General features: G+C 53.8%; 23 protein-coding genes and 1 riboswitch. Of the genes, 7 read left to right on the top strand and 16 right to left on the bottom strand.

The window, feature by feature from the left end:
* On the bottom strand, nt 1–1,079 hold a 1,079-nt coding region (locus K8R57_05760; GenBank protein MCE9587802.1), incomplete at its 3' end, for a galactosyldiacylglycerol synthase.
* A 13-nt stretch (nt 1,080–1,092) separates the two neighbouring features.
* Nucleotides 1,093–1,515, bottom strand: coding sequence for a hypothetical protein (locus tag K8R57_05755; GenBank protein MCE9587801.1), 423 nt, complete (start codon nt 1,513–1,515; stop codon nt 1,093–1,095).
* 118 nt (nt 1,516–1,633) lie between these two features.
* A riboswitch (SAM riboswitch) is annotated at nt 1,634–1,764 on the top strand.
* Between the two features lie 133 nt (nt 1,765–1,897).
* On the opposite strand from K8R57_05755, the gene K8R57_05750 reads away from it, so the two are divergent.
* On the top strand, nt 1,898–2,086 hold the full coding sequence (locus K8R57_05750) for a hypothetical protein (protein MCE9587800.1): 189 nt from the start codon (nt 1,898–1,900) through the stop codon (nt 2,084–2,086).
* Nucleotides 2,087–2,221: 135 nt separating this feature from the next.
* Here K8R57_05750 and K8R57_05745 read toward each other — a convergent pair whose 3' ends face one another.
* From K8R57_05745 to K8R57_05710, 8 genes are all read right to left on the bottom strand, one after another.
* Nucleotides 2,222–2,581 carry a hypothetical protein gene (locus K8R57_05745; protein MCE9587799.1) on the bottom strand — a complete coding sequence of 120 codons (360 nt, stop codon included), beginning with the start codon at nt 2,579–2,581 and terminating at the stop codon, nt 2,222–2,224.
* Nucleotides 2,582–2,737: a hypothetical protein gene (locus K8R57_05740; protein ID MCE9587798.1), complete on the bottom strand. Its 156-nt coding sequence runs from the start codon at nt 2,735–2,737 to the stop codon at nt 2,582–2,584.
* Nucleotides 2,738–2,946: 209 nt separating this feature from the next.
* Nucleotides 2,947–4,233, bottom strand: a complete 1,287-nt coding sequence (locus K8R57_05735; GenBank protein ID MCE9587797.1) for a Y-family DNA polymerase — start codon at nt 4,231–4,233, stop codon at nt 2,947–2,949.
* Nucleotides 4,234–4,236: 3 nt separating this feature from the next.
* On the bottom strand, nt 4,237–4,665 hold the full coding sequence (umuD, locus tag K8R57_05730; GenBank protein ID MCE9587796.1) for a translesion error-prone DNA polymerase V autoproteolytic subunit: 429 nt from the start codon (nt 4,663–4,665) through the stop codon (nt 4,237–4,239).
* 187 nt (nt 4,666–4,852) lie between these two features.
* Nucleotides 4,853–7,651: an HAD-IC family P-type ATPase gene (locus K8R57_05725; GenBank protein MCE9587795.1), complete on the bottom strand. Its 2,799-nt coding sequence runs from the start codon at nt 7,649–7,651 to the stop codon at nt 4,853–4,855.
* Nucleotides 7,652–7,713: 62 nt separating this feature from the next.
* On the bottom strand, nt 7,714–8,505 hold the full coding sequence (ppk2, locus tag K8R57_05720) for a polyphosphate kinase 2 (GenBank protein MCE9587794.1): 792 nt from the start codon (nt 8,503–8,505) through the stop codon (nt 7,714–7,716).
* 360 nt (nt 8,506–8,865) lie between these two features.
* Nucleotides 8,866–9,498 carry a zeta toxin family protein gene (locus tag K8R57_05715; GenBank protein MCE9587793.1) on the bottom strand — a complete coding sequence of 211 codons (633 nt, stop codon included), beginning with the start codon at nt 9,496–9,498 and terminating at the stop codon, nt 8,866–8,868.
* Complete coding sequence (locus K8R57_05710; protein MCE9587792.1) at nt 9,491–9,685, bottom strand: hypothetical protein; 195 nt, start codon at nt 9,683–9,685, stop codon at nt 9,491–9,493. Before K8R57_05710 ends, K8R57_05715 begins: the two co-directional genes overlap by 8 nt.
* Nucleotides 9,686–9,804: 119 nt before the next feature.
* On the opposite strand from K8R57_05710, the gene K8R57_05705 reads away from it, so the two are divergent.
* The 4 genes from K8R57_05705 (at nt 9,805) to K8R57_05690 (ending at nt 12,587) form a co-directional block, all read left to right on the top strand.
* Nucleotides 9,805–10,338 carry a hypothetical protein gene (locus K8R57_05705; protein ID MCE9587791.1) on the top strand — a complete coding sequence of 178 codons (534 nt, stop codon included), beginning with the start codon at nt 9,805–9,807 and terminating at the stop codon, nt 10,336–10,338.
* 97 nt (nt 10,339–10,435) lie between these two features.
* Nucleotides 10,436–10,858 carry a hypothetical protein gene (locus tag K8R57_05700; protein ID MCE9587790.1) on the top strand — a complete coding sequence of 141 codons (423 nt, stop codon included), beginning with the start codon at nt 10,436–10,438 and terminating at the stop codon, nt 10,856–10,858.
* An 86-nt stretch (nt 10,859–10,944) separates the two neighbouring features.
* On the top strand, nt 10,945–11,709 hold the full coding sequence (locus K8R57_05695; protein ID MCE9587789.1) for a hypothetical protein: 765 nt from the start codon (nt 10,945–10,947) through the stop codon (nt 11,707–11,709).
* A gap of 140 nt (nt 11,710–11,849) precedes the next feature.
* Nucleotides 11,850–12,587 (top strand): metallophosphatase family protein, encoded by a 738-nt coding sequence (locus tag K8R57_05690; protein ID MCE9587788.1) that lies wholly within the window; start codon nt 11,850–11,852, stop codon nt 12,585–12,587.
* 75 nt (nt 12,588–12,662) lie between these two features.
* Here K8R57_05690 and K8R57_05685 read toward each other — a convergent pair whose 3' ends face one another.
* Nucleotides 12,663–12,878: a hypothetical protein gene (locus K8R57_05685; protein MCE9587787.1), complete on the bottom strand. Its 216-nt coding sequence runs from the start codon at nt 12,876–12,878 to the stop codon at nt 12,663–12,665.
* A 641-nt stretch (nt 12,879–13,519) separates the two neighbouring features.
* Between K8R57_05685 and K8R57_05680 the strand changes: the two genes are divergently transcribed.
* Nucleotides 13,520–13,897, top strand: a complete 378-nt coding sequence (locus K8R57_05680) for a hypothetical protein (protein ID MCE9587786.1) — start codon at nt 13,520–13,522, stop codon at nt 13,895–13,897.
* 4 nt (nt 13,898–13,901) lie between these two features.
* On the top strand, nt 13,902–14,189 hold the full coding sequence (locus K8R57_05675; protein ID MCE9587785.1) for a hypothetical protein: 288 nt from the start codon (nt 13,902–13,904) through the stop codon (nt 14,187–14,189).
* Between the two features lie 321 nt (nt 14,190–14,510).
* Here K8R57_05675 and K8R57_05670 read toward each other — a convergent pair whose 3' ends face one another.
* From K8R57_05670 to K8R57_05650, 5 genes are read right to left on the bottom strand one after another with little or no spacing between them, the layout of a single operon-like run.
* Nucleotides 14,511–15,119 (bottom strand): GIY-YIG nuclease family protein, encoded by a 609-nt coding sequence (locus tag K8R57_05670; protein ID MCE9587784.1) that lies wholly within the window; start codon nt 15,117–15,119, stop codon nt 14,511–14,513.
* 2 nt (nt 15,120–15,121) lie between these two features.
* Nucleotides 15,122–15,751 carry a DUF4145 domain-containing protein gene (locus K8R57_05665; protein ID MCE9587783.1) on the bottom strand — a complete coding sequence of 210 codons (630 nt, stop codon included), beginning with the start codon at nt 15,749–15,751 and terminating at the stop codon, nt 15,122–15,124.
* A 2-nt stretch (nt 15,752–15,753) separates the two neighbouring features.
* A complete protein-coding gene (locus K8R57_05660; GenBank protein ID MCE9587782.1) occupies nt 15,754–18,102 on the bottom strand; it encodes a site-specific DNA-methyltransferase in 2,349 nt (782 codons plus the stop codon).
* Nucleotides 18,103–18,141: 39 nt separating this feature from the next.
* The gene (locus tag K8R57_05655; GenBank protein MCE9587781.1) at nt 18,142–19,815 is read right to left on the bottom strand and encodes a putative DNA binding domain-containing protein; all 1,674 of its coding nucleotides are present in this window, start codon (nt 19,813–19,815) and stop codon (nt 18,142–18,144) included.
* Nucleotides 19,812–22,544: a DEAD/DEAH box helicase family protein gene (locus K8R57_05650; protein ID MCE9587780.1), complete on the bottom strand. Its 2,733-nt coding sequence runs from the start codon at nt 22,542–22,544 to the stop codon at nt 19,812–19,814. The genes K8R57_05655 and K8R57_05650 overlap by 4 nt, the downstream gene beginning before the upstream one ends.
* Nucleotides 22,545–22,695 lie beyond the last annotated feature (151 nt).

Below are 22,695 nucleotides of genomic sequence, written 5' to 3'. Positions count from 1 at the left end.
TCATTGCACTTGATAGCCATCCCCTTTTCGAGAAGTTGGTCGCTGTTGCGCTCCTCCTGTCCGGGGATCGGGGAGACGATCACCATCGGTAGTCCGGAGGCCATCGCCTCGGAAATCGTCATTCCGCCAGGCTTCCCGATCAGGAGCGTAGCCGCCCCCATCCAACGGCTCATCTCCGTTGAGTAGCCGATCACCGTAACACGGATCATCGGCGAGGCTGACGCGGCGGCCATGACCTCCAGCCTCTTCCTTAAGTCCTCGTTTTGTCCGGCAAGAAGAACGATCTGGACCGACCGCTTAAGCTCGAAAAGTTCTTCGAGAATGATCTCGGCCGGGCTCGCTCCCAACGCACCCGCCGACACGAGCAGGACTGGCAGTGAGGGATCGAGTCTGAGTCCGATCCGGACCGCTCGTTGTTCCTCCGGACTGTGCGCATGGAACGAGGGGTCGATGGGAATTCCGCTCACCGTGATCCGATCTCCAGGGAGGCCCAGTTTCTGCAGATGGATCTTTGTTTCCTCGAGCGCCACAAAATAGCGGTGAAATGTCCTCGAGAGCCACATCGCGTGGAAATCAAGATCAGTCACCACGATGGAGAGACGGGCCTGGAGATGCTTTTCGGCTATGAGGTAGGAAATCAGCGTGGCCGGAAGAAAGTGCGTGCAGACAGTGATGTCAGGATTGAACGCCGTGATCTGCCTGATCAGGGGGGCCGTGTTCAGGCGGTCAAGCATCAGGCGCATCTTGTCCGTCTTCCACGGCTCGCCGCTTGTCTTGTACCACCATCCCAGAAAAGTGGGGGCCTTCGCCACAAGCTGGGTGTAGAGCTTCGAATAGAAATCACGGAATAGTCGATTCGTGTATTTCAGCGCATCGATTGAGCGAACCTCCTCGACATCGGGCATCCCCCGGAAGGCCTTTTCCAAGGCTGCCGCCGCCCTGAGATGTCCTGTTCCGGCGCTGGCCGAGACAATCAGAATCCTTTTTCCGAGAGTCTTTCCCAGTGGCTTTCCGATGGCGGAGCTTCCGCCGGGAAGCTCGCTGTTGGCTAGTTTGGCAGAGAGGGTTGAGTGGCTCATCTTTTGTCCCTTGTCATTTAAAAATGTTGAATCCGAGGGAGGTCAGGTACCCGGACAACAGGACCCAAGGAATAATGCCCAGCGAGATAGCCAACTGGATTCTTCGGGGAGGCTCCCCCATCGCCAGGGCAAGGATCGCGGTAACCTGAGGGCCAACCGATACCGGAGCGACCAAAGCCAGTCCCCAGAGACCGAAGCGGTGCCAGATCCTCCAGAAGAACTTCGAGGGATCCGGCTTCGGATTGATTTTTAGCTTTCTTGTGATCCAGGCACGGATCGGCGCTCCAGCGACCAGAATCACCATGCCCCCGGCGCTATAGCCAAGCCACGCCGCCAGAGCAGCGATCCAGAGCGGTGCATGGGCAGCCACCCCGGCGGGAATGGCCCCCACGAAGTAGAAAAACCCGAAACCGAAAGCTGTGAGAGCACCTGCCACAATAGTAAACTACTCTGGAAATAAGGAAACGAGCTAGGTCTCGTAGGTAAGTCTATCGCTTAGCTTCCTTATGACACACGGGGGATTTGCATTCCTCAGTAGAGGGTGATAAAGTCTTTTTCAACATCAGGAATGCCTTTGGATAACACCAAAGGCTGCCAACCGGGGACGGAGAAATCCTACGGTGGCTGAATGGCGAAAGTCATTCGATGTGCGGAGGGAGAAATCCTCCGAACAAAAATCTCTCCAGGCTTATCTCAAGCGCCTTTCCTGATCATCCGATCAAGGAGGCGCTTTTTTGTTGTCCGGGTTCCTGGTGTGCAACCCACACACCACACCCATGAGCACAGCTACAGCCACCACCGACAGGCCAGTCCTCTCCATCAGGACCACAGACAACCCGTTCCACCATTTGTGGAACAATAACGGCACTTGGTGGTGCCACTACACCGAGCACCTTCCGGACTTCACCAAGAGGCGTGTCCGCAGGAGCCTCCACACGAGCGACTCCGGCATAGCACGGGTCCTCAGGGATTCCCTTCTCTGCGAGGCAGCCCACTACGAAGAGTAGGTGACCCGATGAGCACTTCCAACACCACCACAAGAGAGACCCCAACCAGGATCACTTGGACGCCCCTCAATCCGAGCACGGCGGCAGGATAACCGGCTGGTCTCTTCGATGGGATGTGATCAGACCTCAAAGACCTCAAAGGCCCAGAGCCGAAGCCCACGAGTGCCACCGGTCTGTCAACCCGTGAAGGGCTAGGATTTCCCGGAAACGAGCTTTATCGAAACCTTCCAGGGAAGTCAGATAAACCACCCGGGCGCGATCCTTCGGTCGTCCTACCGTTAATGCGATAGCCGCCAGATGCTCGGGCCTCATCACCCTCATCCGATGCCCCTCCCACTCCACGATCATCGCATCCCTGACCGCCTCCTCCTCCAGAGCCCCCAAAGCGGTGAGAAACTGAACTGGCAGGCCATGGATCATCAGCGCCTCCTCCTCGAAGGTATCAAAGCCCTTCCCCTTGAGATTTTTGAAAAGGGGTTCTAGCGAGACCGACACCTAATCACTCCCCCCGGAGAGGAAAACAAAGACATCCACATCCCTAGTAGCAAGCGGCTCCCCGTGGAACCCCGCCGCCGTAGCTCCCCCTATGGCGTAATTGCCAAGAATTCCTTCTTGAGTCAGTTCCTCAAGAACATCACAGACGCGTTGCATGGCGCTTAATGGTCTCCAACTGCCGCGTCTCTTGGATCAGCCTTGCGATTTTTTCCAGCTTTGGACCTGGAGGCAACGCTGACTGAGTCTTCCTCCATTGAGGCATACCCGTGCGCTTACCGGCCTCGATCGTAATTCTGTCGATTTCCGGGAACTGCATAAAGAGGTCCTAACTCAGGTGCAGGACATCGGCAAGGCGGGTATCTACCCTACCCCTTCGCCACCGGCAGCTCGTTCCAGTCGGTCGTGTAGTGGGGTGAGTGGCGCTCGGATTTCATCTTCCAGGCTTTCCTCTCACTCACGCCACTGGCTGATCGCTCGGTTCCTTGGGAGGCGCGCGTGATGACGGGGTTCTTGGGGTCGCCCAGTCGGCGGTTGAGCTCATCCACGATCTTGTCCACGTCGATCCGACTCTTCGGCGCATCGAAGAGACCGGGCTGGTAGGCATCCTCGTCCACTAGGTTGACCAGCTGGATCCCCGTCTTCTTGTAGAGGTAGCCCGGCCTATAGATCCGTTTGAGCAGAGCGCGGGCCACGGTCATCAGCTCCGATGTGGAATGCGTGGGGTGATCCAGTGTGATTCCTATGCCCGGTGAATACTGAGGCTCCTCCTTCTTGAACCGGTTGGTCTGGAGGAAGACCTCCATCCGAGTCGCGAAGAGTCCGAACCTGCGGATCTTCTCGCTCGCACGGGCCACATGATTGGCAAGGGCCTCTTCCAGCTCCTCCAGGGACTCCACAGCACTCCCGAAGGACCTGCTCGCCATCACCCCCTTCCTATCGGGCGGCATCTCCTCCAGCGCCAGGCAGGGAATACCGTTGAGCTCACGGAAGAGACGCTCTCCCACGACACCCATGCTCTTCCTGATCGCCGCAGGATCCGCATGCTGGAAATCCAGGGCCGTCTTGATCCCCATCCCCTTGAGTCGGAGTGCCAGGTTCTTGCCCACACCCCAGAGACCGTCCGTGGGAGTTTCTGCCATGATCCCGTCCGGATCCCAGAAGTGAGTCAGATCGAAGACTCCCCCCGTGAGCGCCTTGTTCTTCTTCGCGTGTCGGTTGGCGAGCTTGGCCAGGAGCTTGGTCGATCCGATCCCGATGCAAACAGGAATACCTGTCCACTGGAGGATCTTCGCTCTCAGGGCTCGTGCGTTCTCTTCGCTAAAGTTATTCGGCAGCTGTAGGAATGCCTCATCGATCGAGTAGACCTCCATGGCCGGCACTTCATCCCGCAGGATCGACATCACCCGCGCCGACATATCGCCGTAGAGCGTGTAGTTGGAGCTGAAGACCTGGACACCGTGCTTCCGGATCACCTCCTGCTGCTCATGCAGTGGCGCACCCATGGGAATGCCTATCGCCTTAGCCTCCTCACTCCGGGAGATGATGCAGCCGTCATTATTCGAGAGCACCACGACCGGCTTACCCTGGAGCACCGGGTTGAAGACCCGCTCGCACGAGCAGAAGAAGTTGTTGCAATCGACGAGGGCAATCATCCCCTACCTCGCCTGGTGAATGATGTAGGAGACCACCCCGAAGATCGTGAGCTCTTGCCCCTCCGTCACCTCGATAGGCTCGAAGGAAGAGTTCGCCGCCTCTAGGAAGATCCGCCCATTGGTTTTTCTGAACCGCTTCACCGTGAAGTTCCCGTCGATCATCGCCACCACGATCTTCCGATCGGTCGGAGTGAGCGACTTATCCACGATCAGGACATCCCCCGCATGGATCCCGGCATCGCGCATGGACTCCCCCTTCACCCGGACCAAGAAAGTAGCAGCTGGATTGCGGATCAGCTCCTCATTCAGATCGATCCCACGCTCCATGTGGTCGTCTGCCGGCGAAGGAAACCCTGCTTCTACCGAGGCTGAGACCAGAGGCAATCTCAGGCTTGTGCGTTTCTGAAAAGGTATCGGTGCCTCTATCTCCATTCCCCAGAATAAGGCTTGGAGTTTTGCCGTCTAGGAAACTTCAAAGCCTTTTACTCGCGCGGTGGCGCAGAGGACGCAGAGAAGATTAAGGAAGGGGGTTGAAGAGGCAGAACCGTTAAGCTCCCAGCTTGATATTGAAGGATTACTGACCGATAAATCCTATTAAGGTTATCGTGTCACTTGGACCTTAAAGGTTCCCATGTCGCTCATCGCACTCAGGCGTTGCGCTAAGTCCGCCGGACCCGACCACAACTGCGGCGGACAATGAGGACTTGCGATAAAATCGAATCGTCATTTTTTCAGCCTCAACAAAGAAGAAGAACAGCAGGCCGCCGCCCAGCAGCCAGGGCCACACATAAAGTGGCACCGCCTCAGTTTCGAAGATGCGTTGTAGCGGCGGCAGGTACGTGAACATCAGTTGCAGCACAATGACCGCACCGATGCCAATCGGCAGGTACTTGTTTTCAAGGTGAGCCCGTATGGAGACCGAGCTGTCGATCAGGTATCGGCTGTTGAGGAGATAGAAGCACTGGCCGATGGTGATCGCGTTGACGGCCACCGTGCGTGCCATCGCGTCGGACACATGCTGACCCTTCATCCAGAAGAACGCCCACAGCGTATAGGTTAGCAGCGCCAGGCCGACGAAGATCACGCGCCAGAGACCAAAGCCGGTTAGCAGAGGACGATCCACGGCGCGTGGGGGGAGCTTCATCACATTTAGTTCGTGCGGTTCGAATGCGCAAACCAGACCAAGCGCTACGGAGGTGATCATATTGACCCACAGAATCTGAGGCGTCGTGATCGGCATCGTGAAATCCATGATGATCGCGACCATGATCACCAGACCCTGCGCTACATTGGTCGGAAGCAGGAACAGGATCGCCTTTTCGATATTATTGTATACCGTGCGCCCTTCTTTGACTGCCGCACTGATGGACGCGAAGTTATCGTCGGCAAGCACCATTTCAGCCGCCTCCTTGGTGACCTCAGTGCCCTTGATGCCCATGGCTACGCCGATGTCTGCTTTCTTCAACGCGGGGGCGTCGTTGACGCCATCACCGGTCATGGCGACGATCTGCCCGTTTGCCTGAATCGCCTCCACCAACCGCAGCTTGTGCTCGGGACTGGATCGGGCGAATACGTCGACCCTCATGACACTCTTGCGCAGTTCGGCCAGATCGAGTTTCTCAACCTCCACACCCTCCATCGCTGTTTTGCCGTCGCCGATACCAAGCATCTTGGCAATGGCCGCGGCGGTGATCTTGTGGTCACCGGTGATCATCGTCACTCGGATGCCGCCAGCGTGACATTCCTTAACCGCCTCAATCGCCTCCTTGCGTGGCGGATCAAGTAGGCCGATCAGGCTTAGCAGCACCAGATTGCGCGGCAAATCAGCCGGAGCAAGGGTGCCGACGTTAAGACCTGTGGGGTTCGCAAGCCAGGCAATACCCAGCACCCGTTCGCCCTGTCCGGCTAACTTGTCCGACGCCTGTACGAAATAAGCGCGATTGATTGGCACGATCTCGCCGTTCTGCAACTGCTGATGGCTACAGTGCTCGAGAATTACTTCAGGAGCCCCCTTGACGAGCAACATCTGCCCTCCATCGGCACCCTCATTGAGGGTAGCCATGAATCGATGCTCGGACTCGAACGGGATCAAATCGACGCGCTTGTAGGTGGCTTGCTCTACGCTGCGCTCCATACCAAGCTTATTTGCGAAGGGGTAGAGAGCGCCTTCTGTTGGGTCACCCTCAACCTTCCAGACGCCTTCTTCTTTTCGAATTTCGGCATCATTGCATAGCATCGAGACGCGGCCGACGAGTTGCAGAACCGAGTCCTCACGGAGGGGTTCTCCGTCCCGGGTGACGTTGCCCTCAGGCGCATAACCGTCGCCACTGATCTGGTAACTTGCCTCGGCCGTGACGGCTGAGACCACCATCATCTCCATCAGCGTCAGGGTGCCAGTCTTGTCCGAGCAGATGCGTGACACCGAGCCAAGCGTCTCCACCGCAGGAAGACGGCGAATGATCGCATTGCGCTGGGCCATGCGCTGTACTCCAATGGCCAGCGTGATCGTAATGATGGCAGGAAGTCCTTCTGGAATAATCGAAACGGCGATACCGATGACGGCCTGGAAAACATCGACGAACTCCATACCCCGGACCATGCGGGCAAAGACGAAAACCAGTGCCCCCACGACAGCGATGGCGCCCGTGATCTTGTACCCGAACTTCTTGATCTGGCGCAGCAGAGGCGTCTCAAGCGTATTAACATTGGCCAGTAACGCATTGATGCGTCCGAGTTCGGTGTGGCTGCCAGTGGCTACGACCACTCCCGTGGCGCGACCGGAAACAACCATGGTCCCTGAGAAAACCATGCTCTCGCGGTCGCCCACCGTGGCATTGGACTCCACAGCTTGCGTAGACTTGTCGGCGGGCACTGATTCGCCTGTCAGGGCGGCTTCTTCGGTGCGCAGATTCTTGACATCGACCAGGCGTAGGTCAGCCGGCACCTTATCACCCGACTCGAGCAGGACGACATCGCCCGGGACAAGCGTATCGGCCGCGATCATGCGTGTTTCGCCGTCGCGTACAGCGCGCGCATCAACGGAGAGCATTTTTCCAATGGACTCCAGTGCCTCGGCTGCCTTGCCCTCCTGAATGAAGCCGAGGAGCGCATTGAGAAACACCACGGCAAGAATGATCGACGCATCAAGCCAGAGACCAAGTGCTAACTTGAGCAGTCCAGCGCCAATGAGCACATAGACGAGCACATTATTGAATTGCAGCAAGAAACGCATAAACGAACTCTGCTTTTTGCTCAGGGGCAAAAGATTCGGCCCGTGTTTCTGGAGCCGAATCGAGGCTTCCGCTGAATCAAGTCCCTTGTCGATTCGCGTGGCCAGTTGCTTGACCACATCGTCGGTTGCCAACGCATGCCATGCCACGGTCTCGTTGACCTGTTGAGTCCTTGACGATGTCTCCATAGAGTTGCTCCTTAAGCTAAATAGTAATTGCGTGGATCAGTATTCGTTGTTCAGAACATCAATCACGAGATGGCCGGCACCACATTGCGCTCCGCCTTATCTGGAACGTAACGTTTGGGTCGTTTATTGCGCTTCCCAAGCACAGGTTTTTTGAACGGGATCTTCTCGTACGGAATGAGGCTCAGTAAGTGCGATATACAGTTGATGCGCGCGTGCTTTTTGTCGTCTGACGGAACTATCCACCATGGCGACTGTGGAGTGTCCGTCATTCGGAGCATCTCGTCATAGGCGACTGAGTAATCCCACCAGCGACGATAGGACTCAATGTCCATAGGGCTGAGCTTCCACTGCCTAAGGGGGTCGTGCATGCGGCGGCGGAAACGCTTCTCCTGCTCCTCCTCACTGACGGTCAGGAAGTACTTAACGAGCGTGATTCCGGAATCGATCATATAAGCCTCAAAATGCGGTGTCAGTTCCAGATAGCGCTTGGCATCGCGCTCGCTGCAAAAGCCCATCACCCTCTCAACGCCCGGGCGGTTGTACCAACTACGATCGAAAATCACGACCTCGCCGGCCGCTGGCATTTGCTCCATGTAACGCTGCATGTAGAGCTGCGTCTTCTGGCGATCGGTCGGTGTGGGCAGCGCCACGATGCGGAATACCCGAGGACTGAGACGCTCGGTGATCCGCTTGATCATCCCGCCCTTGCCAGCAGCGTCTCGTCCTTCGAACACCACAACAATGCGCGCACCACTCTTTACAACCCAAGCTTGCAAGTGTGCCAACTCAACCTGAAGTCCCCTCAACTCGTCTTCATAGTTCCAAGAGCGTGCTTTGTGGGACTTGATACTCATAGGTTACAAATTCATCTTCCGCTCAGCTGTCGGGACTTCAACTCCGGACACCTAATCTAACTACTTATTCTTTTCTTTTCCTCATCCACCTCGATCATATCGGTATGATCCCAACCGCATTGCGCGATCTCCCGGGACCATTGCCGCGTTCCGGAGGAGGCTCACAAGTTCTTCGGGCTCATGAAGTCCGTAAGCGTTGTCATGGAGTAATCCTAGCCCAAATGCAGGACATCGGCATGGCGCCCTTCATCTCCCTAAAAGCCTTCGGTCTAATTGATGGCCCCTCCCCACTTGTGCTTCCTGTGCATCTTGTGGCCAACCGAGTGTCTCGCGCAGAGGTGCAGAGATCGCAGAGTTAGATCATCCCATGAGAGCCTCATGGATGGGAACAGTCCAAGATGGGAGATTATCCGATTCCACATACTCCTTGGCCACCATACCATCCACCGTGCGAAAGACCGTAAAGGGAGCAGTCATTTCCATCGAATTCTCCGCGTCCCTAGAGTTATCAACAAAATAAGCTCGGTCAGCCACTCGAGCCGCATCTACGGCAAGATTCAATGATCTGGCATATCGCTTCACGATCTTATCCTCCGGAACATCATGGCCCCCTCGGGCGGTACGCCATGCAACTCTCATCACATTAATCTCAGGGCTGTCAGTCGCTACATAGACAAGACGCACAAAGAATCCAGCCTGCTTGGCTCTCCTCATAAATTCAACCTTACCGGGAGTCGAAAGAACCGTCTCAAAGAGCAATCCCTGCTTCGTAAGGAGACATTCCTCACGGATTTTTTCCGCTTTTTCTGCAGCTTTAAGTATTGCTTTGGGATTATTCCAATCACCGAATTCCTCTTGGGCAATCCTGTCTGGATTCACCTCAACAAGACCCTCAGTCCAATCATGACGTCCTCTCAGAATATCAGTGAGAACTGTTTTCCCGGAACCATTTGGTCCCGCAATCACAACAAGAACTGGTTTCCTCTCAGCCACGCACGGCTTCAGGTTTGGCCGCCTGCTTCTTGCTCTGATGGATCGCCTTGAACTGACCATAGGTCATCTTTCCCCCCAAGACATTCACGACAGCCGAACGGAGGGATTCCCCAACAGACTTAAGGGCTTCCTGCAACTCCAGCGCCTCAGTATCGGCGTCCTTGATAACCTGTGAAGATTCAGCCATGGCTCAAGTATAGCTTGGGATAAAAAAACGGCAAGGCGCCCTTCATCCCCCCTAACAGCCTTTTATCCTCTCCCTAGTTTCCCGCTAACAGGTCTACAACCTTTGGCTTTTACGACACTTTGCTCCCGCAAAGCAGTGCCTCCTCGTTGGAGATACGACTGCGACGTAGTCTGCCGCGCTCTATCCGTGGAGCTTGGTTCGACATCTCGACTCTCGACTACTCGACGCTCGACTTCAGACCTAGGACGCTTGGTGTCCGGTATCACGTGCTACATTGGAGTATGAACCTGAAGCTTCTCCTCACCACAGTTCTCATTCTCCCCTGCGTAGGCCTCGGTGTGGCGCTGGCCGGCGACCATATCAGCTCCGATGGTCAGGGTGGTTACTGGACAAGTTGCGGACATGTCTCCTCCGACGGTCAGGGCGGCTACTGGACACGTGAAGGTCATGTCTCCTCGGACGGGCAAGGTGGTTACTGGACGCGTAACGGCCATGTCTCCTCTGATGGTCAGGTCGGTTACTGGACTCGAAAAGGTCATGTTTCTTCAGATGGCCAAGGTGGTTACTGGACCCCGAGCGGACATGTCAGCTCAGACGGCCATGGCGGTTTTTGGACCCCGGGGGGCAAAGGCTGCAATCCATGGGGTCACTGATCCTTCGGAAATCAAACACATAGGGTAGAGGGGTGTGTGTTTTTCGCAAAACCATGCCCGTCACAGAAACAGCAACAACCAACCAACCAAAAGCCCTATGACCCTGAAAGAACTCCAAAAAAAACACCCTGACCTGAGATACGACTATGGCGACCCGGTTTTCCGTCGCTCCATTTGGGCTCCCTTCTTTGAGAATCTCCACGAGAGCAAGGTCATTTACAGAGAAAGGTTCATCTGCTTGGCACGTATCGATGACCTGGAGATGGACGAGCATGGGGTTCGGGGAACGATTGTCCCCCTGCAGTTCCTGAGGACATACCCCCACCTGATCGTTCCCTCCCGCCCATGGCGCTTTGGTGGTTCCTGGGAGCATATGTGGCAGGGGGACCGTACTTTGGGACAGCCCTACGCTTCATGGACCATCTGGCCAGAGGCAAAGCTGGTCCGTGCGATCGAGAAGCTACTGGCCAAGGAGGATGTGTCTGGAGCCCTGAAGCTACTGAAGCCGGACCTCGAGTAATCAACGGACTCTACCCCCGATACCCCATTACCAAAACCCGATAACCCAATCCACCCTCCTCCAAACAACAAGCACCCATCCACGCCTTGAAAAGAACCACCACCACAACACCCAGCCCACGCCTCATCCACACCAATGAATACGGAGAACCCGACACGAAATCACCCGCCCGAGACACACGAGAGAACCTTGCAGGCGCGCTTGCTCTCCTTCGATCGAAAGATCACAGCAAAGCAGATGCTAGCCCAGGCCTCTCTCAACGGTTTCGGAGAGGGGAAGAAGTCAGCCAAGCGGAAAGACGCGAGATCGGACTCCGGGAGATAAGAGCCCTTGAGTCCTGGGCTGACCAGAAAAGGCTCATCCTGGATCCCGAGATGTTCCGGGGTACCGTTATCAATGGCCGCCCCTTTGTAGGTGACGGCAGCGAGCACACCGTCTGGGGCGATCATCATTCGGCCAGAGTCATCAAGCTCACCCACGCCGATGACTTCGGGAACGGAGCCGTCGGCCATTCCTTGAATGCGGGCGACTATCTCTTGGGCCTTGATGGCCAGAACAGGTACTTCTACGACGACATCCGCCTAGAGGGGATAGTCTACCTGGACAACCCGATCCCCCAAGTGGTCATTTCCCAGCCCTTTATCTGGGGCAGGGAGGCCACGCTCAAAGAGATCAGAACCTTCTTCACCCGTCAGGGCTTCCACGAGAGTGATCCCGGCGTCTGGAGCAAGGAAACAAGAGGCCAGCTGATCCACGTCTGGGACGCCGTCCCCTACAACGTCTTTACAGCCAAACTCCCCGACGGCTCCCTCGTCACCCTCACCATCGACGTTCAGGTATTTGAGACCTAGCCCACTTCTTCTCCTTCGCTGTGCCTCTTGTGCCTTATGTGGCTAATTCTCTGCCCATCCTCATCCGCTTCGGTCGCCTCCTCCGCCTTCGTACGTTCTAACTTTTAACCTTTTTATCCTTCTAACCCTCCGCCTACCCCATGCCCAAAACCGCCCTCATATCCGATATTCACGCCAACATCGACGCCCTCCAGGCCGTCCTCAGAGACATCGACCAGCAGGGAATCACCGAGATCCTCTGCCTCGGAGACATCGTCGGGTACGGAGCCGCTCCGGCAGAGTGCCTCCGTCTCGTGAGGGAGCGCTCCAAGGCCACGGTGATCGGCAACCATGACGCCTACACCCTGGTGAATCTCGATGACTACAACTTAGAACGGCGCGTCCGTGACGGGATACTCCACGCCCAGAAGGCCCTTACCAAAGAGGAAAAGCAATGGATCCGCTCCCTGCCGCTGAGTGCCGAGGTGGGAGCGATCACCATCGTCCACGCCACACTACACATGCCAGACTCCTTCGAGTACCTGAAGGGGAGTACGGACTTCCTCCGGCACTTTGAGAAGCAACGTACTCCGGTGAGCTTCTTCGGCCACACCCACAAGCCCGAGATCGCATTGCTCAAAGGAGATCTGGATGTCGGCTTCGGCATTCCCGGCGAGGGTGAGGTCCTGCTCGACCGCACCAGAGCGTGCGCGATCAATGTCGGTTCGGTCGGCCAACCCCGCGATGGCTCCACGCGAGCCACCTACGGCATCTACCACCCTGAGGAGCACAGCTTTACCCTGCGTCGTGTCAGCTACGACATTCAGAAAGCAGCGCAGCGGATCCTCGATGCCGGCCTCCCTGAAGAGAACGCCCTACGACTCTTCAAGGGGGCGTAAAAGCTCCCCCTTCACACGACCTCAGAAAGCCAGGAGGACCTTGAGGTATGCGATGGCTGCGGCTTCACCAAGCACTCATCTTGCCGCGGCTCGTTCATGCTCATAATTCAGCCCCTTGTAGGCACAGAGACAGGCCAAAGCCTGATCCTTAAGTCTCGGAGTCACCGAGGGATCGCCTTCCAGTTTCTCGATCAAGGTCGCCCAGCGTGCTCCAAGGCGCTGTCCCTTCGTCAGGACAACCGACTTCCTCCAGCTTGGGCTGGTTGAGATTCTGGACGGATTAATCCTCACGACTATCCAATCCTCCAAAACCCCCTCACTTTCAAGCTAATCCCGTGTCATCTGGCTACTCTTCCAGCTTCGTCCATCTCCCTAGTTTCCCCCTAACAGCCTAACAGCCTAACAGCCTTCGGCCTTCAGCCTTGGACTCGTTCGCTCCCGCTCAGTTGAACGGCACTTTGCTCCAGCAAAGCGGTGCCGCCCTCACGGGCTTGCCTTAGAGGCAATTTCTCCGCATCTCTTCCCAGAGAATTGGTTCACCCTTCGGGTCCCGCCTCTGCGGGATCTATCCGAGGCGTTCCCACGCCTACGTATGCACCTCTCCACCTTTCCACCTTTCCACCTTTCCACCTTTTAACCCTTCAACCCTTCAACCCTTCAACCCTTCAACCCTTCAACCCTTCAACCCTTCAACCCTTCAACCCTTCAACCCTTCAACCCTTCAACCCTTCAACCCTTCAACCCTTCAACCCTTCAACCCTTCAACCCTTCAACCCTTCCACCCGTCCACCCTTCCACCCTTCCACCCTTCAACCCTTCAACCCTTCCACCCTTCAACCCTTCCACCTTTCCACCTTTCCACTTTTCCACCTTTCCACCTTTCTTCAGACCTAGGACACTCAGCGACTTAGTAGGTGTGCGATAGTGTCGTCATGAACTCAAACCCTCTCCTGATCGCAGCTCTCCTCCTTATTCCCTTGGGCTCGGTACTCGCCGACCACATCTCCTCGGATGGCAGCGGAGGATATTGGACCCCGTGCGGTCATGTCAGCTCAGACGGAAATGGCGGCTACTGGACCAAGGATGGTCACGTATCTTCAGATGGAAGCGGGGGGTATTGGACCAAGGGGGGGCATGTTTCCTCTGATGGTCAAGGTGGCTACTGGACCAAGGATGGTCATGTCAGCTCAGACGGGAGCGGAGGTTATTGGACCAAGGATGGTCATATCTCCTCGGACGGAAGCGGCGGCTATTGGGGGACTGGCAACAAAGATCGATGCAGTGGCGGATTACCTTTTCTCGGAAAATAAATTCATGAAATCCCAACTCTTCACACTCTTGGCGATTTGCCTCTCTGCAACCCAGTCGATCCAAGCCCAAGTCGTCGGGCTACCTGTCAACCCTTCCCAGATTCAATCGGGAACGGTGAACAACGGGGTCTACGACATCACCTTGAAGGACGGCACAAGGCAGACTGGTAATATCCATTCTCGTCTCGATGCCAAGGGGAACGGCTCGATCGTCTCATGGCCCGATGGTGGCCCCGTAACGGTTACCCGTGTCCACAATGGGAACGCCGTGATCTTCGGACCAAGTAACTGAACTCTTTTCACGGAAAAAAAGAAGGGCGCTCGCAAAAAGCCTTCATGAGATCACGAGAGCCCGCAGGGAGACCTGCCTCTTTGAGATTCTGGTGAATGTTCTCGCGCGTCCGTAACGGCTGGGTCAACAATCGCAGAGACCAAGAAGGAGATTTAGGATTTTACTCGCGCGGAGGCGCAGAGGACGCAGAGGTTTTTAATTTGGAACTCAAGAACTCAGGAAAAATGTTTGTGAATGTTCCAGGTGGCCTAGGGGTGACTGGGCAAGGGGAAGCCGCAAGCTACTACGATTCGTAAAGGATACCGGGGCCTCAATTTCCATCTATTGATCTACTGCGGTATAAGTCTCGTTGTAGAGATCGCGTAGGGGACGGCCGTTGTAGGTCCAGTAGGGTGAGGGCTGCACGCTGTAGTCGAGGCCGAGCATGATACGCGTAGCGGCGGTCAGGGACATTTCATCGCCGCTAAAAGTTACCTTCTTAGCTGAGATGACCGTGGCGGTGGAGTCATCTTCTGTAGAATGAAGGACTGACCCGATCGGAATGCCTACCTCTAGGAAGTTCAGATTCGGGCGACGGGATTTCAGAGCGACTGCCGCTTGGGCTGACTCTGGATCAATGTCGGATTTCTGGGCAGAGACTTCCTCTGTGGCATCCTCCGTATTGAGTAGCCGCAGGATTGCAATGGCTTGCTCAGGTTCGATCTGGAAGAACTCGCGCTTTGGATTTATCCGCTGAGGACCGAAGGCGATATGAAGCGCCTTCTCCACATCGTCGGGATTAGAGACCTTGCACGCATACTCAAGCGTGAAGGGGACAGGTACGCCCGTTGTATAGAGCTGACCAATGCGGCTATTTGCATCAGTGTTATCAGTGCGCCCGATCTTCACGAGACCGGGCATCGCTGGATTGGTAAGCACGTAAACGATCATGGCTACTTATCCCTATTTTCGATCCCTTTGAGTTTCTCTTCAGGCAATGAGTTGAAAAGTTTATCTATTTCTCTCGGGCGAGTTATTTGATCCTCACAGATAAAATTAATCAGGCCAAAAAGTTTTATCGCTACATTGGGATCATCGTTGATGTCAATTTGACCAGCATGAACGGCTTCATTTCCTAAAACTCTGATGGTATCCATGCTCTTTTGGACTTGTTGATTTAAACCATTTTTTACCAGTTCACCTATTCCTGTATTTATCGACACGTTTCTGCCTAAGAGATGACAGCATAGCTTCTCTACACAAAGACGAAGAAGCGCGCATGCTCCCCTCGGCGAAATCGAGAAGATTGTTCGTGCTTCTTCATAATCAACTTTTATTTCCACTGGTAGATCGGCATGGGCATGGGGCGCAATAGAGTTAAAAGGAAATATCATATTCTCGTTAAACCAGACGGAATATTCGTGGCAGTGAGAACAAGTGCAAATATCCAACCCATTTATGCCCATTGGGTGACTTACTACTTTATAGGTGATACTCCATACTTGGTTTGAATAGGCATGGCACAAAGGACAGTTAAAGGCCGACGCCTTATAAGTTGCTGAGGCATAGATCATGTGTTTCATGATTATCCTACGGTCACTGGAATAAGGGTCATGGTGTCGTTACCGAAGATGTCGATGACTTTGACGGCGATGGTGTAGCGGCCCGGCTTCTCGTAGGTATGAGCGGCTGAAACAAGTTCAAGGTCGCGGTCCTTACGGGTTCGGAAACTCTGCCACTCATTCTCGAAGATGTAGGCGCCAGTCCAGCGTTCCTCAAAGTCGAGAAACTCCGCTGTGTCAGCAGCACCGGGAAGGGCCCCTTCGACACCCATGTTCTTCGCGACCTTGATGATTTCCTTCCTGCTCTCGTAATCGAAGTCGATGGCCCAGTAATCAACCCAGTCGGTCCATTTCTTGGTCAAGACATCACGGGTGACAACACCCTCCTTGTCCTTGTTCAACTTGATGAGCTGTCCCTGTTCGCAAACCACTTCGCTCTTGCCCTCCTTCAACTCGGCAGCAATCGACTCGGCGATGCCTTGCGAGTAATAGACGGAGAAATCGGAGAGCTCGACTGTCAGCAAGAGCGGATTCTGTTTGTCCACGCGAGGAGTCACCTCGATGTAGGCGACATCGTGGAAGCGGACTTGGCCCCTCTCTACTGCACGACGGTCAAAGACCTCTGGGGGAATCGTTTTTGGAGCAAGGTCGATTCCCTTTGATTTGGCTTCCTCAAGAACAGCAGGAAAGAGACCCATCTCAAACTCGAAGGCGAGAATATCAACCCGTGTCGCTCCGCGCTTCCGGCTCTCCATCACGATTTCCTCAACGAAGAGTCGCCCAACGGGAAGGTTGATGGGACCAATGACGACAAGCCTGCCGCCCTGCTTCCCATGAAAAAATCCGGATTCTGACAGGGGTTCTGCTTTATAGGCTTTAAGAATCAATTCTCTAAAATCATTCTCCTTCTTGGCGAGGGCCTGCTCCCGCTTCTTTCCGGTCAGTCGTCCTGAAATATTCAGATAGGCTTGGCGCTCATAGCGCCCAAGATTCAGCACCTCAAATGCGCGAAAGGATTTACCGGAGGTTTTCATCTCCCGCTGAACACCGATGAGTCGTTTTCGGGTCGTATGAATACCGAATTTTCCCAGGTCGGTGGCAATCCACTTGCGACCCAGCTTTTCAGCCACCGCAGCGGTCGTACCCGAACCGCAGAAGAAGTCGGCAATCAAATCCCCCTCCTTTGACGCAATATTAATAATTCTCTCTAAAAGTCGCTCTGGCTTTTGGGTTGGATAATCTGTTCCGCCTTTCATGCGACCAACTTCATCCCAAATGTCTTGAAGTGGTATACCCTTAACCTGCTCCAAATACCGCTTTGCACAACGCGCAGACCCAACTTCTTCATTGCGAAGATATAGCTCACCTTTAGCTAATGCGTCTTCCATCCCTTGAAAGTCATGAATCCATTCTCTTTTAGACGATGGAGAGGCTCCTCTCCAAACAAACCTATTCTTACTGCCTTTCCAAGTCGCGTTCTCAAGTTTGAATCGTTTTCCCTTCTCGGATTCATTGCCTCTGTAATTCACAACTTCTCCATTTTCTAGTTCAAGGAGTGAATATTCAGCTTCCGCAGAATCAGAAAGAGCAGTTCGCTCAATATCGGAATTGTAGTAATTCCGGTCGCTTTTCTCAAACCATAGGATTCTATCTGTTACCACACCCAACTTATTTACCGCATCGTTGTGTGGGTCTGTTCTTTGCCAAACAATCTCGCCCAATAAATTTTTGTTTTGAAATAGCTCGTCACAAATCAGGCGTGTATGTGGTGCGAGCTTCGGGCCTATATGAACAAAAATACTCCCCTCCTCATGCAGCAAATCCCGCATCAGGATAAGCCGCTCATAAATCATGGAGATGAAGGAGTCGGCTCCACGACCCCAGGTGTCCCGGTAGGCGATTTGCTCTAGTAAGTTCGGCTCCTTGTGGAAGGTCTCCCCTCCTATCTCGATATCCATGGAGAAGTCGGCTCCGACATCGAAAGGAGGGTCGATATAGATGAGCTTTAAACCCCCGGCATCCTCAATCTGCCTCCGTAGGGCTCCGCTCTTCAGCGAGGCGAGAATGAGCTTGTTGTCACCCCAGATGAGTTTATTCGTCCACCCTTTGACCTGACGACCTCCCATGTCAAAACCCAGCTCTTCCTCCTGAGCCTTCTCTCTCCGTGGCTCATCGATATGCTCAAGAGTCTGAAATGGAAGGACAGCCGTGCAGACATCTCGGCTCTTTCCATTCCAGACAAGCTCCACCTCCCGCTTATCCTCAAAGAGAAGAAAGCGGTATTTTTCGGGGAGAGGCCGACCCTGCTCGATGAGCTTGATGAGGTCGCGCTTCTCAGGCTCGGTTAGGTCGTAATGTGCTTCTCTAGCCATGGGGTTGTCGTGAACTTGATTAAAGTTGATTAAAGTTGATTAAAGTTGATTATTTATCACTAGTTTCCATACGGAGCCACTAGTCTTGCCTTCAGTTTTGATTCGATTTTTACGCTTAAGTTTCTGAAGTAAGTTATGGATTTTGCTTTTCTTTTGATCTGATGTAAGTAGGTCAGAAAGCTTGCCGTCCAAAAGGCGCTCAAAATCCTCCCTCCTTCCTTCACCAAACTGTGTGAGGAAGGCAAGAATCATTTCACAGAAATGAGTATCATCGAATGCCTTGTGACGGATATATTCCGATTTCTTGTCAGTCACAGCAGCAATTTCGGCAGCAACATGAAAATGAGGCTTGCGGCCTTCAATCAAACCCTGCTTGCGAAGCGACTGGATGCTTTCGTCGTCAGGGAGGGCTCCTTTTTGAACGGCATCCAACGCCAAGACATCCGGCCATGGAAGGTCTGCGTGTGACAGAAGTGTACGACTATAGTTTTCGTCTATAAACCGTCCTTGGAGACGAAGGGTTACATGCCCCGGTTCTGAAAGATCAAAGTCAGGAAGGGGTAAATATCGGGAAGCTTGCCCCTTCCACATGACATCACGAATACCAAATCCCATGGTGTCGATCATGCGGAGATGAACCATGGCTTGTGCCAGATGACGATTCCGATAACGACGGGGCGAGCGGGTTCCTAGAATGTAATCCGTGGGGGTTCCATCAAAAAACTCTCCTGCATTCTGGAAGATCAACTCGCTAGGCCGCTCGATGACAAGAACGCGTTCGTTCTTTGTGTAATCCTGATGCGCAATGCAGTTATGCAATGCTTCGAGTACTACCCGCTGGTCATATTTTGAAATCTCAATTGGGAGCAATGATCCAGGAGGAAGAAGTGTAAGGCGAAGGTTTCTGATCCGCTGGTAAAGAAGCGAGGTTCCGAGAAGAAAAGGAGGAGAAAAATGCTGATAGTCGCGCTCAGGACCTTCAAGCTTCCAAGACAATTCCGCAACCGAAGGTGAGAGAAAATGGGTACTCTCACTACGACCGAGAAGAAGTAGGCAAGTGCGAGTAATTTTCCCCTGAATGGTGATCTTTGCTTTATCGAGAAAGGTGATCTCATCCCAAGACCGTATGGTTTCCTCGGGGATGCTATCACGGAATTTGCCGATGAATATCTCGCGGGCTTTCAGAAGAGCGGCGGGGTCTAAATCACCTAAAGTTGCACCATCACATGTAGACGCAGTCCAATCTCCTTCTCTAGGTTGAGCACGGAGTTCCTCAAGCTTCGTCAGATCAAGCCCCGTCAGACTTTCCCCATTGCGAGCGTAGAAATGCGTTTTCCAAGCAATAGGAATACCACGCGGAGCTGAGGGTATTTGAAAAAGAATGATCCGGCCTTGCGGCGTTTTTAACTCATGGATCTCTCGGAAAGAGATGGATGGATCAGAGTCTTGTGCGATCTGCTGTTTCAGGCTGTCGAGACGCTCTCTATTGTCGCGATACGTGGTTCCGATGATGGAGCGTGTTCCGTTACTCACGCCAAAGACCAGCCAAGCAGAAGGAATATTGCGGAGATTTGCCTCATTACTCAGTGCCGAGAAATATTTCCCAATTTCGGAAGTGGAAAAGTTGTCGTTTGCATCCTTGAATTCCACACACTCGCCTTCCCAAGCAGAGATCAGCTGTTGCAATGTTTGATTGAGCTCAGCTTCAGTCATGATTTGAATTCCGTGAAGCTGGTTGCCAAAGATGCGAAGCTCTTTGGCAGGTGGGTCTCAAATCCGCTCTGGTCCACAAACACGAAATCGTAGCGTTGAGTGGCCCCTTCCTCTTTCTCAGCGTTGCTCGCATCCTCGCACCATTGTTTTAGGCGGGCCATCTTCTGCGGAAGGTCGAGCTCGGCTCGGCCTTTGGTTTCTGCAATCCAAATCGTGCCATCCGTCGTACGAACAATGAAGTCGGGGATGTAGTTGGAGAGGTCGCCGTTTGCGCGGACATAATCGAGTTTGAAGCCGACAGCCATGTAGTTTTTGGCGAACGCTTGAACATCGTAAGCGTTTTCCAAGAATGACGCAAAACGAAGCTCGAAGCCTCCCGAGTGAGGTTCTCCAACAACTTTGTTGAAGATGCTCTTGGTCGCATTGATATGTGCTCGGTAGTCGGTGCGGAAGGGGCGGGTTTCTTTGAGACGGATTCTATCCTCAATGCGAGTTGTCCCTGTCTCCTGAATCGTCAGCGCATTGATGGCCTTCTTGAAGGAGTCATAAAGAATCTTTCCGGCTTCAGGTTCGGAGAGATTCCGAAGAATCACCGCGTCTTCGAGATCGACGCTGCCATGGGGTGAGCCTTCAAAGAGATAGTCCGACATGAAGGTTTTCACCTTTCCATAGAGGATGTCGTAGCCACCAACGAGGCGAAGGTCGTTGAGGAGCTGGCGAGCGAAGAAAGCAACAACAGAGCGAAAATCAGCAGGGCCGGAACCATCCATACGAATGGTGTGGTGAACTTCGGCATCGAGCATCGTCTTGAAAACGATGTCACGGGTCTGCTCAGGGGTGAATGGCTTTACTGGGATGCGCGGATTTCCAAAGGCGGCGGGGTCGATTCTCGCTAGGTTCTTAAACTCACGCTGATAACGGCGGGTGAGCTTCGGCAGAGAAATGTCGAGGGCATCAAGGTTCTTCTCCTCGTTTTCAGAATCAACCTCAACAACGATGGAATCTTGTCTCTGGGCTCCTGCTCCCATGGGAACACGCTCGAAGGTGACGCCCTCACTCTGGATGGATTCCACAAACTGCATGAAAGCCGGAGTACCAAGAACGGAAACCGTCTCACTCACGGCTTCATTCCCGAAATACATGCGTCGAAGTCCACGGCCCAGTGTCTGCTCTGGAAGGATATTCGACTTTGCGGCGTAGGCACGGAGTCCGCAAATAACGGTGACATTGCGAACATCCCAGCCCTCTTTGAGCATCAGGACGGAGACGATGGCCTTGTAAGGGGATTTTGGAGAATCAATCGCGTTGGATTCCTTGCGGAGTTTTTCGAGTTCCTCCTTGTTCTTGCCGCTTGAAGCCTCGGAAATTTCTCCATTGTTCTTGGTGTGAATCACCAAGACGCCCCCCTCAAGCTCCGGGCAAATCTTCTGAAGATACTCCCCTACCTCATCACAATTCTTAGTGTCATCCACCATGACGAAGAGGACAGCCTTTTTTCCTAGCTGCTGGTGCTCGGCATAACTCTTTTTCCATTCCTCGACGCCCAGCTTCAAATAGTCGTCGTATTTTTCCGTGAAGATAGAGCTCTTCTTATCATGGAGCTTGGCCCTACTAACCGCATCGGGAAGGACAGGATGCTTGACGACATTCTGATGAATGGCTTCGACCAGTGGGTAGTCTGAGACTGTCTGAACAAAGATTGCGCCATTGTCATGGCGCGGCGTTGCCGTGACATCAACTTGAAGAGAGAGACGGCTCTCTTTCTGAAGCATCCTATGGTGGATGTTTTGGATGGATTTAAACCATGCCATCCGGGGGTCATGGATGTGGTGAGCCTCGTCATTGAAGACGGCCAGCTCCTCGATTTCGCGAATGATTTCGCCAAGGTCAGTCTTGGAATGCGTGGTTTTGCCGACTGGCTTGGGACCGAAAGCATCATCGAAAAAGTAATTACGAAGGTCATCATCCTCTAGGGTCGGCTCCTGAACATCGCCAAGGAAAACGCGGTGAATATTGGTCAGGAAGAAATTGCCTGTGGGTCTGACAATGCGAACATCATCCTGAATGTGGAGAGTGATCTGAAAATCATCCCGCCAGTTTTTCCCATCGAGTCCATTCGGAGGAAGAATCGGGTCATTGAAGAATATCTTCAACCCCTCGAAATCTGTGCGGAGACGGTCAAGGACGATGATGTTGGGTGCAATGACAAGGAAGTTCCGGGCGAGGGCCGAATCGGGCTCATAGAGCTTGTGGAAGTAGCTCCAAGCAATCAGGAGGGAGAGCACCTTCGTTTTCCCAGCCCCAGTTGCGAGCTTGGAGACATAACGGGGCCAATCCTCAGGAAACATTCCGGGAGAGACCGCTCCCGATGCGTCAAAACGAATCAGGTCGTATTTGTCCCTTGACTTTCGGACTTCATAAAGCCAAATCACAGTCTCAACCGCTTCTCTCTGAGCGTAGTAGTAGCGGAAGGTTGAAAGTGTTCCGTTGGCGTTCTCCAGGAGATGGTCTGTTTCAAACCAATGTCTGAGAAGTGCAATGGAGGTCGGGGAAGCCCCTTTGTAGTCACTTTCGCGCCATGCAAAGACTTCCTTCCTAATGCTCGCAACAAGAGGAGGGAGGAGCTTCTCATAGGCGGTGCTCCGCATCGCCTCATCAGCCGGAAACCACCGCTGCTCAGGAATCAGCGGTGCAAACGGTGAACTGGGGAATTCAGGGTGAACGGCCATATAAAAAACGGTGTATTACATGTAACGCACAGATAGTGCCCTGACGAGTTGATTCGGTTCATTTCAGCCATGATTCGGAAAATCGGATGGAGAGCAAGGCGGCCAAGGGAAGGTGTAGCGAGCTACTCCGAGCGCAGGGCAACACAGCTCT

Source organism: Verrucomicrobiota bacterium (genome assembly GCA_021413925.1).
Taxonomy (GTDB): Bacteria; Verrucomicrobiota; Verrucomicrobiia; order Chthoniobacterales; family UBA6821; genus UBA6821.
The sequence above is the reverse complement of the archived record's forward strand: the minus strand, read 5'-3'. Positions and strand labels throughout refer to the sequence as shown.

Coding starts and splice junctions, on each gene's coding strand:
- K8R57_05740 (MCE9587798.1), bottom strand. CDS start 2,737: ATGCAACGCGTCTGTGATGTTCTTGAGGAACTGACTCAAGAAGGAATT.
- K8R57_05735 (MCE9587797.1), bottom strand. CDS start 4,233: ATGATTGCCCTCGTCGATTGCAACAACTTCTTCTGCTCGTGCGAGCGG.
- umuD (MCE9587796.1), bottom strand. CDS start 4,665: ATGGAGATAGAGGCACCGATACCTTTTCAGAAACGCACAAGCCTGAGA.
- K8R57_05725 (MCE9587795.1), bottom strand. CDS start 7,651: ATGGAGACATCGTCAAGGACTCAACAGGTCAACGAGACCGTGGCATGG.
- ppk2 (MCE9587794.1), bottom strand. CDS start 8,505: ATGAGTATCAAGTCCCACAAAGCACGCTCTTGGAACTATGAAGACGAG.
- K8R57_05710 (MCE9587792.1), bottom strand. CDS start 9,685: ATGGCTGAATCTTCACAGGTTATCAAGGACGCCGATACTGAGGCGCTG.
- K8R57_05700 (MCE9587790.1), top strand. CDS start 10,436: ATGACCCTGAAAGAACTCCAAAAAAAACACCCTGACCTGAGATACGAC.
- K8R57_05690 (MCE9587788.1), top strand. CDS start 11,850: ATGCCCAAAACCGCCCTCATATCCGATATTCACGCCAACATCGACGCC.
- K8R57_05680 (MCE9587786.1), top strand. CDS start 13,520: ATGAACTCAAACCCTCTCCTGATCGCAGCTCTCCTCCTTATTCCCTTG.
- K8R57_05675 (MCE9587785.1), top strand. CDS start 13,902: ATGAAATCCCAACTCTTCACACTCTTGGCGATTTGCCTCTCTGCAACC.
- K8R57_05670 (MCE9587784.1), bottom strand. CDS start 15,119: ATGATCGTTTACGTGCTTACCAATCCAGCGATGCCCGGTCTCGTGAAG.
- K8R57_05665 (MCE9587783.1), bottom strand. CDS start 15,751: ATGAAACACATGATCTATGCCTCAGCAACTTATAAGGCGTCGGCCTTT.
- K8R57_05660 (MCE9587782.1), bottom strand. CDS start 18,102: ATGGCTAGAGAAGCACATTACGACCTAACCGAGCCTGAGAAGCGCGAC.
- K8R57_05655 (MCE9587781.1), bottom strand. CDS start 19,815: ATGACTGAAGCTGAGCTCAATCAAACATTGCAACAGCTGATCTCTGCT.
- K8R57_05650 (MCE9587780.1), bottom strand. CDS start 22,544: ATGGCCGTTCACCCTGAATTCCCCAGTTCACCGTTTGCACCGCTGATT.